Annotated in this window: 10 protein-coding genes; 5 read left to right on the forward strand and 5 right to left on the reverse strand. The window is 52.4% G+C overall.

Annotated elements, in window-relative coordinates; all coding sequences use genetic code 11:
- Positions 1 to 55: 55 nt before the first annotated feature.
- From prpE to prpB, 4 genes are all read right to left on the reverse strand, one after another.
- Positions 56 to 1,942: a propionate--CoA ligase gene (prpE, locus tag SK38_RS12410; RefSeq protein ID WP_048236008.1), complete on the reverse strand. Its 1,887-nt coding sequence runs from the start codon at positions 1,940 to 1,942 to the stop codon at positions 56 to 58.
- 40 nt (positions 1,943 to 1,982) lie between these two features.
- Complete coding sequence (locus tag SK38_RS12415; RefSeq protein ID WP_048236009.1) at positions 1,983 to 3,434, reverse strand: bifunctional 2-methylcitrate dehydratase/aconitate hydratase; 1,452 nt, start codon at positions 3,432 to 3,434, stop codon at positions 1,983 to 1,985.
- Between the two features lie 40 nt (positions 3,435 to 3,474).
- Positions 3,475 to 4,644: a bifunctional 2-methylcitrate synthase/citrate synthase gene (prpC, locus tag SK38_RS12420; RefSeq protein ID WP_032942476.1), complete on the reverse strand. Its 1,170-nt coding sequence runs from the start codon at positions 4,642 to 4,644 to the stop codon at positions 3,475 to 3,477.
- Between the two features lie 80 nt (positions 4,645 to 4,724).
- Positions 4,725 to 5,606: a methylisocitrate lyase gene (gene prpB / locus SK38_RS12425; protein ID WP_003830903.1), complete on the reverse strand. Its 882-nt coding sequence runs from the start codon at positions 5,604 to 5,606 to the stop codon at positions 4,725 to 4,727.
- A 253-nt stretch (positions 5,607 to 5,859) separates the two neighbouring features.
- Here prpB and prpR point away from each other — a divergent pair, with 253 nt between their 5' ends.
- The gene (gene prpR, locus SK38_RS12430; RefSeq protein WP_048236010.1) at positions 5,860 to 7,470 is read left to right on the forward strand and encodes a propionate catabolism operon regulatory protein PrpR; all 1,611 of its coding nucleotides are present in this window, start codon (positions 5,860 to 5,862) and stop codon (positions 7,468 to 7,470) included.
- 32 nt (positions 7,471 to 7,502) lie between these two features.
- Here the strand turns inward: prpR and yahO are convergent, their stop codons facing one another.
- The gene (yahO, locus tag SK38_RS12435; protein ID WP_032942474.1) at positions 7,503 to 7,778 is read right to left on the reverse strand and encodes a DUF1471 family periplasmic protein YahO; all 276 of its coding nucleotides are present in this window, start codon (positions 7,776 to 7,778) and stop codon (positions 7,503 to 7,505) included.
- 325 nt (positions 7,779 to 8,103) lie between these two features.
- On the opposite strand from yahO, the gene SK38_RS12440 reads away from it, so the two are divergent.
- The 4 genes from SK38_RS12440 (at position 8,104) to SK38_RS12455 (ending at position 12,212) form a co-directional block, all read left to right on the forward strand.
- Positions 8,104 to 8,736: a LysE family transporter gene (locus SK38_RS12440; protein ID WP_008783857.1), complete on the forward strand. Its 633-nt coding sequence runs from the start codon at positions 8,104 to 8,106 to the stop codon at positions 8,734 to 8,736.
- Between the two features lie 79 nt (positions 8,737 to 8,815).
- Entirely contained in the window at positions 8,816 to 10,204 is a 1,389-nt protein-coding gene (locus tag SK38_RS12445; protein WP_048236011.1) for a diguanylate cyclase, read from the forward strand.
- A gap of 220 nt (positions 10,205 to 10,424) precedes the next feature.
- The gene (locus SK38_RS12450) at positions 10,425 to 11,519 is read left to right on the forward strand and encodes a 4Fe-4S binding protein (protein WP_048236012.1); all 1,095 of its coding nucleotides are present in this window, start codon (positions 10,425 to 10,427) and stop codon (positions 11,517 to 11,519) included.
- A gap of 183 nt (positions 11,520 to 11,702) precedes the next feature.
- Positions 11,703 to 12,212 (forward strand): hypothetical protein, encoded by a 510-nt coding sequence (locus SK38_RS12455; protein WP_225623040.1) that lies wholly within the window; start codon positions 11,703 to 11,705, stop codon positions 12,210 to 12,212.
- The last annotated feature ends 60 nt before the right edge of the window (positions 12,213 to 12,272 follow it).

Below are 12,272 nucleotides of genomic sequence, written 5' to 3' on the forward strand. Positions count from 1 at the left end.
GGCCTACGATACTAAAAGGCCCGGTAAGCATTGCGCCACCGGGCATCACACGATGTTACTCTTCAATCGCCTGACGTATTTGCTGCAACGACGCGGGATCGTCAATGGTCGTTAGATCGCCAGGATCGCGGCCTTCACAGATCGCCTGGATCGTCCGTCTGAGCATTTTGCCAGAGCGCGTTTTCGGCAACTGCGACACAAACCAGACGTGCGCCGGGCGGCCAAAATTACCAATCTGACTGTCCACCAGCGCCATAATCGCCTTCTCTTCCGAATGTGCGATGTCGCGATCTTCAAGGCTGTCGCTCTGTTTCGGAATGACAAACGCGACCGCTACCTGCCCCTTCAGTGCGTCCTTCACGCCGACCACAGCCACTTCGGCAACGTTCGGATAGCTGGAAATACTCTCCTCTATCTCACGCGTTCCCAACCGATGCCCGGCCACGTTGATGACATCATCCGTACGACCAAGGATGAAGTAATAGCCGTCCGCATCGCGAATACCCCAGTCAAAGGTGGCGTACACCTGACGAGAAAACAGCGACCAGTAGGTGTTCACAAACCGCGCGTCATCACCCCAGATAGTCTGGATACAGCCCGGCGGCAGCGGCCCTTCAATCACCAGCATGCCCTTTTCATTCGCTTCGCAGGGCTCACCGGTCACCTCATTGAGCAACTGCACGTTATATCCGTACATCGGCACGCCTGGGCTACCCAGCCGCGACGGGCGGTCGTCCAGCCCGCGAGCGATCGCCATAATCGGCCAACCGGATTCAGTCTGCCAGTAGTTGTCGATAACCGGGACGCCCAGCGTTTCCGTTACCCAACTGGCGGTCGGTTCATCCAGCGGCTCACCCGCCAGATACAGCACCTCCAGCGAGGAGAGATCGTGATTGCGGATTTGCGCGGTCGGGAATTTCTTCAGCACGCGGATGGCGGTTGGAGCGGAGAACATCCGGCTGACCTGATACTTCTCAACAATTTTCCACCATACGCCACAGTCTGGATACGTTGGCAACCCTTCGTAAACCACTGTCGCCATCCCCGCCAGCAGCGGGGCATACACGATATACGAATGCCCAACTACCCAGCCGATATCCGACGCGCAGAAGAACACACCGCCCGCTTTACCGCCGAAAATGGTGTCCATCGAGGTCGCCAGCGCGACCGCGTAGCCGCCAACGTCGCGCTGGACGCCTTTCGGTTTACCAGTTGTCCCGGAGGTGTAGAGAATGCAGGACGTTTCGTTCGACTCCAGCCAGGCAACCGGTACCCGCGCGCCGAGATGCTGCTGGCGCAGCGTGGCAAAGTCGAGGTCTCGCCTCTCTACCTGCGCCATTTTCGCCAGACCGCGATCGACTAATACCACATGACGCGGCTGATGCTGCGCCTGATCGATCGCATCATCGAGCAGCTTTTTATACGGCAGGACTTTACCGCCGCGCGCCCCGGCATCCGCCGACACGATAACCACCGGTCGGGCGTCGTCGATACGCGCCGCTACGCTGTGCGAGGCGAAACCACCGAACACCACCGAATGGATCGCCCCTATACGTGCGCAGGCCAACAGCGTAATGTGCGCCTCGGCGATCATCGGCATATAAACCAGTACCCGATCGCCACGCTGTACGCCCAGCGACAACAACATCGCCGCCGCGACGTTCACTTCGTCATACAGCTGACGAAAGGTAAACGTGCGTTCTTCTTCGGTTTCTGATGACACAGCAATCAGCGCCAGCGCGTCAGGCTGTTTCTCCAGCCAGCGGTCAATGGCGTTGTGGCACAGATTGGTCGTACCACCGCAAAACCAGCGGGCAAACGGCGGATTACTGTGGTCCAGTACCTGCGTATACGGCTGCTGCCAGTCAATACGCTGGGCCTGCTCGGCCCAGAACGACTCCGGCTGCGTAATAGAACGTTGATAAAACTCGCTATAAGACATAATGCTCTCCTGTTGAACTTACGCCTTGCCGCACGCAGGTTTAGATTACATAAAGGTCCATATACTCATTGACCGGCATCTGCTCCAGGCGAGTTCTGTCCAGGGAGACATCCAGGATGCGCTGCTGCTGACGGGTCGGGAACTGACGCGCCAGGTTAATTTTGAACTTCTCGACCAGCTTCGGCATACCGTCGTTACGACGGCGCGCGTGGCCGATTGGGTATTCCACTACCACTTCTTCAAAGCGTGAGCCGTCGGTGAACTCAAGCGTGATGGCATTCGCGATGGCGCGTTTTTCAGGGTCGTGGTAATCGGCAGTAAAGGCCGGATCTTCGAAGCAGTTAATCTTTTCACGCAGCGCATCAATGCGTTTGTCCTGCGCCACGCCGTCTTCGTAATCTGCCGCCGTTAAGCGTCCGAACAGCAGCGGGATAGCCACCATGTACTGGATGCAGTGGTCACGATCCGCCGGGTTATTCAACGGGCCTTTTTTATCGATGATGCGGATACAGGCTTCGTGCGTACGAATGGTCACTTTTTCGATATCGGCAGCGGTCTTACCTGCGGCCTGTAACTGCTCGTACAGCGTCATCGCCGCTTCTACCGCGGTCTGCGAGTGGAACTCTGCCGGGAAGGAAATTTTAAACAACACGTTTTCCATCACGTACGAACCGTACGGGCGCTGGAAGCGGAAAGATTCGCCTTTGAAAGAGACATCATAGAAGCCCCAGGTTTTCGCCGTCAGTGCAGATGGATATCCCATTTCACCGGTTTTCGCCATCAGCGCCAGACGTACAGCACGTGAGGTGGCATCGCCAGCCGCCCAGGATTTACGCGTGCCGGTATTCGGCGCATGACGATAGGTACGCAGCGACTGACCGTCGACCCACGCCAGCGAGACGGCGTTGAGAATTTCATCCCGGTTAAGGCCGAGCATCTCGGCAACCACCGCCGTGGAAGCGACTTTTACCAGCAGGACGTGATCCAGACCGACGCGGTTGAAGGAGTTTTCCAGCGCGATACAGCCCTGAATTTCATGGGCTTTAATCATTCCGGTTAACACTTTTTTCATGGTTAACGGCGCTTTACCCACCGCCACCGCATTGCGCGACAGCCAGTCAGCCGTCGCCAGAATACCGCCGAGGTTATCGGAAGGATGACCCCATTCTGCGGCCAGCCACGTGTCGTTAAAGTCCAGCCAGCGGATCATCGCACCGATGTTAAACGCCGCCTGCACCGGATCGAGCTGGAACTGGGTACCAGGTACGCGCACACCGTTCGGGACGACGGTACCCGGTACAACCGGCCCCAGCAGTTTTTTACAGGCCGGATATTCCAGCGCTTCCAGGCCACAGCCAAGGGTATCAAGCAGGCAATAATGCGCGGTGTCATACGCCACCTTCGAGGTGATCTCGTAGTTCATGACATAATCAACGATATCAACGATTTCACGGTCAAATTCAGGGCGGACGTTCGAAATATGTGCAGACATAGGGTACATTTCCTGTTTTTTTATCTTTAGAGGTTTTGCATTAGCAACGTTTTTCAATCGGGACAAATTCGCGATCTTCCGGGCCGGTATAGTTGGCGGAAGGACGGATAATTTTGTTGTCCTGGCGCTGTTCGATGATGTGCGCCGCCCAGCCGGTGACGCGGGCGATAACGAACAGCGGTGTGAACATTTCAGTGGGGACGCCCATCATGTTGTAAGAGACTGCCGAGAACCAGTCGAGGTTAGGGAACATCTTTTTCGTTTCCCACATCACCTCTTCCAGACGGTCGGCAATGTTGTACATTTTCAGCGAACCGCCCTCCTGAGAAAGCTGTTTCGCCACACGCTTGATCACCTGATGGCGCGGGTCGGCGATGGTGTAAACCGGGTGACCAAAGCCAATCACCACTTCTTTGTTTTCAACGCGTTTACGGATATCCGCTTCGGCTTCATCCGGCGTTTCGTAGCGCTGCTGAATTTCCAGCGACACTTCATTCGCGCCGCCGTGTTTCGGCCCACGCAGTGCGCCAATCGCACCGATAATCGCGGAGTACATATCAGAGCCAGTTCCCGCAATCACACGCCCCGTGAAGGTGGAAGCGTTAAATTCGTGCTCGGCGTACAGCACCAGCGAAATGTGCATCGCCTTTTCCCAGCTTTGTGATGGCTTCTCACCATGCAGCAAATGCAAGAAGTGACCGCCAATAGAATCATCGTCGGTTTCCGGCTGAATGCGCTCGCCGTTATGGCTGTAGTGATACCAGTACAGGAGGATAGAACTGAGCGAAGCCAGCAGTTTGTCGGCAATATCGCGTGCGCCGGAGACGGTATGTCCTTCTTTTTCCGGCAGCGTACAACCCAGCGCGGAAACACCAGTGCGCATCACGTCCATCGGATGCGAGGCGGCAGGCAGCGCTTCCAGTACGGTACGCACGTTAGCGGGCAATCCGCGCAGCGCTTTCAGTTTGCTTTTATAGGCGGTGAGCTCATCGCGGGTGGGTAATTTCCCGTGAATCAGCAGATGCGCAACTTCTTCAAATTCGCACTGTTGTGCCAGATCAAGAATATCGTAGCCACGATAGTGCAGATCGTTACCGCTTTTACCCACGGTACATAAGGCAGTATTTCCGGCAGCGACGCCTGACAGCGCAACCGATTTTTTGGGTTTAATGACATGGGTACTATTTTGCAGGATCGTTGTGTCGCTCATGTTGTCCTCGTCATTATTGTAATATGTAGGGTACTAATTTATTGCCGGATGGCGGCTACGCCTTATCCGGCCTACGACGGTTACTTTTTTGTGTACAACGCGTCGAGTTTCTCTTCGAACTGGTAGTAATTGATGCTTTCATACAGCTCGTTGCGCGTCTGCATAATGTCGATAACGTTCTTTTGCGTACCTTCCTGACGCAGCACGTTGTAAACCTTCTCCGCCGCGCGGTTCATGGCGCGGAAAGCTGACAGCGGGTATAGCGCCATCGCAACGTTCGCGCTGCGCAGTTCATCGGTGGTAAACAGCGGTGTGGCGCCAAATTCAGTAATGTTGGCGAGAATTGGTACCTGTACCGCATCGGCAAACTGGCGGTACATCGCAAGTTCGGTAATGGCTTCCGGAAACAGCATGTCAGCGCCCGCTTCGACATACGCCTGGGCACGATCGATGGCAGCCTCTAGCCCTTCCACCGCCAGCGCATCGGTCCGCGCCATAATCACAAAGTTGGGATCGGTGCGCGCATCAACGGCTGCGCGGATCCTGTCGACCATCTCTTCTTTCGAGACGATCGCCTTGTTCGGACGATGACCGCAGCGCTTAGCGCCAATCTGATCTTCAATATGCAGCGCAGCAGCACCCGCTTTGGAAATCGACTTGACGGTACGCGCCACGTTGAATGCAGACGATCCAAAACCAATATCCGCATCCACCAGCAATGGCAGCGGGCAAACATCCGTAATGCGACGAATATCAGTCAGCACATCATCAAGGGTAGAAATGCCGAGATCCGGCAGCCCCAGCGACCCCGCAGCGACACCGCCGCCGGAGAGATAAATCGCTTGATACCCGGCACGTTGAGCCAGCAGAGCGTGGTTGGCGTTGATGGTGCCAACGATTTGTAATGGGTTTTCTTTAGTGAGCGCTGCGCGAAACGCCAGCCCTGGGGAGTGTAGAGACATATCCCGTCCTCTTGTTATCAACTTGTTATCGTTTGTTGATATTTCTAAAGCAAGGGGTATGCCAGGGAGCTTATTTTCTCTTCAATTTAATTTTTTATCTTTTAAAACAACAGATTAAATCCAATATTTCTATTTTTGTTGCACAAAAGCGTGTCAGCTATCGTTTCATGAAACGTTCCTTCATGTTTCATTGCAACATTTATGAAACACAACTAAACCCTACTACTCGGTTCCTTAATTTTTGGGGTTAGTTATGGCAGATACGCATCTACCGCCGCGAGTGAACGACGATAAACCGGTTATCTGGACAGTCTCGGTCACCCGCCTGTTTGAACTGTTTCGCGACATCAGTCTGGAGTTCGACCACCTGGCGACCATCACCCCCATTCAGCTTGGTTTCGAAAAAGCGGTGGCCTATATCCGTAAGAAGCTGGCCACCGAGCGTTGCGATGCCATCATTGCGGCAGGCTCCAACGGCGCATATCTGAAAAGCCGTTTGTCTATTCCGGTGATCCTGATTAAACCCAGCGGATTCGACGTGCTACAGGCACTGGCAAAAGCGGGAAAACTCACCTCGTCAATTGGCATCATTACCTATCAGGAACCCCTCCCGGCGCTTCTCGCGTTTCAAAAAACTTTCAATTTGCAGCTTGAACAGCGTAGCTATATCACCGAGGAAGATGCTCGTGGGCAAATCAACGAGCTGAAGGCCGGCGGTACACAAGCGGTAGTTGGTGCGGGGTTGATTACCGATCTGGCAGAAGAAGCAGGTATAACCGGCATCTTTATCTATTCGGCGGCCACCGTGCGCCAGGCCTTTGTCGATGCGTTGGATATGACCCGCCTGACATTACGCAGAAACGGTCAGTACGCCTCTGGCGATACGTTGCGCACTCGCTACGCGCTCGGAGATATGCGCGGTCACTCTGCGCAGATGGAACAGGTACGGCACACCATTATGCTGTACGCCCGTTCGCGTGCGCCGGTCCTCATTCAGGGCGAAACAGGAACGGGTAAAGAGCTGGCCGCACAGGCCATTCACCGTGAGTTTTTCACCCGTCAGGAGAATCGGCGCGGTAAACCCTCACCGCCGTTTGTTGCCGTCAACTGCGGGGCAATCACCGAGTCATTGCTGGAAGCGGAGCTGTTCGGCTATGAGGATGGCGCCTTTACCGGCTCTCGCCGAGGGGGGCGCGCGGGCCTGTTTGAAATCGCTCACGGCGGAACCCTGTTTCTTGACGAGATAGGCGAGATGCCGCTGCCGTTACAAACCCGACTGCTGCGTGTGCTCGAAGAAAAAGAGGTCACCCGGGTGGGCGGACATCAACCGATTCCGGTCGATGTCCGGGTGATTAGCGCCACGCACTGTAATCTGGAGCAGGAGATGAAACAGGGGGAATTTCGTACCGATCTGTTTTATCGGTTGAGCATTTTACGCCTCAAGCTGCCGCCGCTGCGCGAACGGTTGCCCGATATCCTGCCACTGGCGGAAGGCTTTTTAAAACAGTCGCTGGCGGAACTGGACGTGCCGTTTTCTGAGCCTGTTCGCAAGGGGCTGGGGTTAAGTCAGCCGACGTTGCTGAATTATGGCTGGCCGGGGAATATCCGCGAACTGCGTAATATGATGGAGCGCCTGGCGCTATTTTTAAGCGTCGAGCCGCAGCCAGAGCTGAATGTGGATTTTTTACAACAGCTGTTACCGGAACTGGCCATTGTTGCAGACTCACCGCAAGCATCGTCATTGCTGACGCCGCAACAGGTGTTGGCACAATTTGATGGTGACAAAACTGCCGCCGCGCGGTATCTCGGAATTAGCAGAACCACGTTCTGGCGCAGGCTAAAAGAAAAACCGCCGGTACAATGACCGGCGGGTATCGTGTCTTTTACAGTAGCGCGTTATTTTTTCTTGTAAATATTCGCTGTGCCATGGATTTTGTTATCCGTTTGGCCGGAGGTTAATACCACCACGTCAGCACCTTTCTCTTCAGCTTTCTTCAGAAGGTCTTCTTTAGCATCCGAAGTAGAGACTTCATTACTCGTTGAAATATCACCGATTTTTGTATACTGAGACTCAACCTTTTCAAACTCAACCTTCGTCATAAATTCCGCGGCGTACGCGTTGGTCACAACAAAAGCTAACGCACCAATAAGTACTTTAATTCCAGTTTTCATATAAAAGCTCCAGATTTTGTTATATATGCCATCATCGACCCCTGAACATTCGACATGCGAGTCAAGGATGATTAATAAGTAGTTCAGCCTGGCAAAAAGATCCAGAGCAGGCGGAAATATAAAGAGATTTTGCGAATCGTTGATAACAGAAAACCTGTGCCGTCGCGTTATCTGACGCGCCAGGTTTGCACAAAATAATCTATGAAGTCATTTGCAAATCTCAGCGCGTTTCACTGCGCAGTGTGAGTGAATACGCAGAATGATGAACACACTAAAATTATAGTGTTAGCTGTCACTTAAGCGCTTACTAATGGAAATGTTGTCTATGGAACCTCTGCACGCCGTCGTTCTTACCATCAGCCTCTTTGTTTTAACCTTTTTTAACCCCGGCGCAAACCTGTTCGTGGTAGTACAAACTAGCCTGGCATCCGGACGACGCGCAGGTGTGATGACCGGTCTGGGTGTTGCCTTGGGTGATGCGTTTTACTCCGGCCTTGGGCTTTTTGGTATGGCAACGCTAATCACCCAGTGTGAAGAGATATTTTCATTGATTAAGATTGTCGGCGGCGCCTATCTGCTGTGGTTTGCCTGGAACAGCATCCGCCATCAGGCCACGCCGCAAATGCCCACTCTACAGCAACCGCTTTCCGCTCCCTGGTATGTGTTTTTCCGCCGTGGATTACTAACGGATTTATCAAATCCGCAAACCGTACTGTTTTTTATTAGTATCTTCTCGGTCACCTTAAGCGCAGACACGCCTACGTGGGCCAGACTGATGGCCTGGGCAGGCATTGTGTTGTCTTCCGTTATCTGGCGTATTTTTCTCAGCCAGGCATTTTCTTTGCCTGCCGTGCGACGGGCGTATGGTCGCATCCAACGCGTTGCCAGCCGGGTGATTGGCGCAATAATAGGTGTTTTCGCGCTAAGACTTATTTATGAAGGTATTAGCCATCGATAAGAGAGTTTAACTTGACCATTGTGAGGTAATTGTCCGTAATACCGCCTGAATTTTTAATCGCAGGTTGAGTGGCAGTGAGATGGAACAGGTTGAACCGGTAAACGACACATTACTCCTTACAGAATGGCAGGCGCTGATACGACAAACATCGCCTGACGTTCACACGCTCCTCACATCGTTAAGCGATGAAGAGATCCGCCATTTAGTGACCGTTTTTTATGACTATATGCTCTCCCATGCCCAGAGCGCATTGTTCCTCAATACAGAACAGGTCAGTACCCGCCTCAGCGGCAGTATGTTTGACTGGTTACGCAGCGTGCTTGGCAGCGCGCACGAAGATCTACCGCAGCTGCTGGCCAAACAGCGAGAAATTGGCGTGGTGCATGCCCGTATCGGCCTGCCCATCGATCTGGTAAACCGCGGCGCGCGTAAGCTCAAGGATGAGCTGTATCGGGTATTGAAAACCAAAGCTGACGACTCGTCTTCCCTGTTGAGCAATGCTATCTGTTTCAGCAGCCTGGCAATGGATACTGCGCTGGAGGCCATGACCGTCTCCTATTCCCCAAGCCACCAAAACTCTCTGCATACGCAGGAGCAGTATCGCCTGCAGACCATTTACGATGACGTTAACGTCGAGCGCGAACGGCAAATTCGCTCATTTACCGACTGGGAAAATCAGTTTATCTATAACATCGCCATCGGTATGCCTTTCGGTGAGATGGTATTTCTGGCGAATTCTGATTTTGGTATGTGGTTCTCACATAAAGGAAAACACATTCTCGGCAACAGCAATCTGTTGAAAGAAATGGAATCGCTGATAGCAGAGATCGACAACCGCATGACGACCACCTTTTCGCATCAGCATCAGCCAACAGAACCTGAGAGGATGAGCCTGTTGCAGGATGTCCGCCAGCTATCGGCAAAAATCCATTTCCTGCTCGCCTCAATGTTTGACGCACTGGTGAAACAGGAAAATGGTAAAGACTCGCTGACCCAGTTACTTAACCGCCGCTTTATTCCAACCATCATGCGGCGTGAGATTTCGTTAGCGTTACATGCGCGGAAGCCCTTCACCCTGGCGATGCTGGATATCGACTACTTTAAGCAAATTAACGACAACTATGGGCATAATACTGGTGATATGACGCTCAAAAACGTCGCAGCGGTCATTTATGATCATATCCGTAGCAGCGATTACGTGTTTCGCTATGGTGGTGAAGAATTTATGATCCTGCTCGTCGAGTCAGACAAGTCGCAGGCCAGTATTATCCTCGAAACGCTGCGTATGAAGATTGCCGAGATGTGCATGGCGGCATCGGCGGCAGAATCATTTTCTATTACCGTCAGCATTGGCATCGCCGAATATGACTATCATCCCGACTATAAACAGTTGGTTGATAAAGCCGATCGCGCGCTTTATCTGGCGAAAAGTAATGGCCGCGATCGCATAGAGGTATATCAGGAATAACCTTCTCCGCCACAGAGAAATAAATACCCCATTCAGGGTATTTATCTGATCGGCGATAAATACCGAGCTGTTATTTTTATTCAGGCATATTGGCATGATGAAAATAACAGCCACGTAATAAGATGCAAATCAAATACACCAAATCTGAATAGCGCTAGCATATCCCGGTGATGACGCCTTCTGAATGCAGAAGGGGAAATATGAGGGATAGTATAAAACCATGAACGGGAAGAAGAGAACACGCTGGCAGCGCCGTCCTGGCACGATCGGAGGCAAGCTGCCGTGGAATGACTGGCGCAATGCCAGCAGCTGGCGAAAAGCCACCCAGTTTCTCCTGCTGGCTATTAATATTTATATTGGCGTAACGTTCTATTACTGGGTCCGCTATTTCGAAACCGCCGGCACCAGCGTCTATATTCCAAGGCCTGGTGGTATTGAGGGATGGCTACCAATCGCGGGTTTGATGAATATCCGCTATACGCTGGAGACTGGTTTTCTTCCGCCTATCCATGCCGCCTCCATGCTGCTGTTAGTTGCGTTTATCCTGATTAGTTTGTTGTTAAAAAAAGCCTTCTGTTCGTGGCTATGCCCGGTGGGCACGCTGTCCGAACTGCTCGGCAATCTGGGGAAAAAAGTATTTGGTCGCAACTTCACGCTGCCGCGCTGGCTGGATATCCCGCTGCTCAGTCTGAAGTATCTGTTGCTGAGTTTCTTTTTGTATATCGCCCTGTCGATGCCTGCGCAGGGGATTCAGTATTTTCTAATGTCGGCCTATGGCATGATTATCGACGTGAAGATGCTCGATTTCTTTCGCCATATTGGCCCCGCTACGCTCATCTTTGTTGTCGTTATCAGCGTCCTGAGCCTGTTTATTCGCAATGCCTGGTGCCGCTATCTGTGCCCTTATGGTGCGCTGCTCGGCCTGTTCTCGCTGCTCTCGCCGTTTAAAATCCGCCGTAACGCAGACAGTTGCATCGACTGCGGAAAATGCGCGAAAAACTGCCCGTCGCATATCCCGGTCGACAGACTGATTCAGGTGCGTACCGTGGAATGCACTGGCTGCATGACCTGCGTTGAATCCTGCCCGGTGGCCTCAACGCTGAGCTTCTCACTGCAAACACCACCGGGGGCGCAAGACAACGGTAAACCGTTATGGCGACAGAGGACGCTATCAGGTGTTGCCATGACGCTACTGGTGCTTGGCATTCTGTTTGCCACCATTGGTTATGCCGTTTATGCCAATGTCTGGGATACGCCAGTGCCCGATCATATGTATTTCCAGCTGATCCCGAAGGCAAAGATGATCGGCCATTAATTTTTTTATCAGTATGTTCAAAACCCTGCCAATTCTGGCAGGGTTTCCCGCCTGTCCTGCCATTTTAAGACAATTGAACTTGTGCCATCGCGCTCTCGTTTATACAACCTTAAATATCATCTGTAATAATTTTTCTATTTTGTTATGGGCGACTGGGATCAAAATAATGAACGGGATAACATCATGACTAAAATAAAACTGGCACTGCTATTACCTCTGTTTCTGGCAGGTTGTACGATGAATGACGGGGAATTAAGAAACGCTTACGCTCAGCATTATCAGCAACCTACCGCTTATGTAGATGCTTATAAACAGAAAATAGCCAGTATGGATATTCATGCGCTGGCCCAATATGCCGCCGCAGAAGATAAGAAAAAAATGCGCGGGCAGCCAAGACTGAAAATCGACGAATTTATTACCATTGAGAACGTGCAGGCGAAAGGAAATCGGGTGGTCTACGATTACTCACTGTCCGAAAGCTGGCTGGCGCTGTCCGCAGATAAACAGCGCGAGAAGCAGACCAATATGAATAAAGACCTGATCTACCGTACCTGCTCGCTGGAAACGGTACGTCTGGCGCAGGCAAAAGGGCTGGAAGAAGAACATAACTATTACAGCCAGTACCCAGACAAAGTCGCCTTTACGCTGAGAACCAGCACGCAGATTTGTCTGCAGAACGGTTTTACACAATAGCCGCAATCACAATGCCTGATGCGCTGCGCTTATCAGGCCTACGATTTGCACGCTGCCATA

This window comes from Citrobacter sp. MGH110 (assembly GCF_001037515.1).
Taxonomy (GTDB): domain Bacteria; phylum Pseudomonadota; class Gammaproteobacteria; order Enterobacterales; family Enterobacteriaceae; genus Citrobacter; species Citrobacter portucalensis.

What these genes read in the sequence shown, in the direction of transcription:
- SK38_RS12455 (WP_225623040.1), top strand. Translation starts at nt 11,703, where the DNA reads ATGACTAAAATAAAACTGGCACTGCTATTACCTCTGTTTCTGGCAGGT.
- prpC (WP_032942476.1), bottom strand. Translation starts at nt 4,644, where the DNA reads ATGAGCGACACAACGATCCTGCAAAATAGTACCCATGTCATTAAACCC.
- SK38_RS12415 (WP_048236009.1), bottom strand. Translation starts at nt 3,434, where the DNA reads ATGTCTGCACATATTTCGAACGTCCGCCCTGAATTTGACCGTGAAATC.
- SK38_RS12450 (WP_048236012.1), top strand. Translation starts at nt 10,425, where the DNA reads ATGAACGGGAAGAAGAGAACACGCTGGCAGCGCCGTCCTGGCACGATC.
- yahO (WP_032942474.1), bottom strand. Translation starts at nt 7,778, where the DNA reads ATGAAAACTGGAATTAAAGTACTTATTGGTGCGTTAGCTTTTGTTGTG.
- prpE (WP_048236008.1), bottom strand. Translation starts at nt 1,942, where the DNA reads ATGTCTTATAGCGAGTTTTATCAACGTTCTATTACGCAGCCGGAGTCG.
- prpB (WP_003830903.1), bottom strand. Translation starts at nt 5,606, where the DNA reads ATGTCTCTACACTCCCCAGGGCTGGCGTTTCGCGCAGCGCTCACTAAA.
- SK38_RS12445 (WP_048236011.1), top strand. Translation starts at nt 8,816, where the DNA reads ATGGAACAGGTTGAACCGGTAAACGACACATTACTCCTTACAGAATGG.
- prpR (WP_048236010.1), top strand. Translation starts at nt 5,860, where the DNA reads ATGGCAGATACGCATCTACCGCCGCGAGTGAACGACGATAAACCGGTT.
- SK38_RS12440 (WP_008783857.1), top strand. Translation starts at nt 8,104, where the DNA reads ATGGAACCTCTGCACGCCGTCGTTCTTACCATCAGCCTCTTTGTTTTA.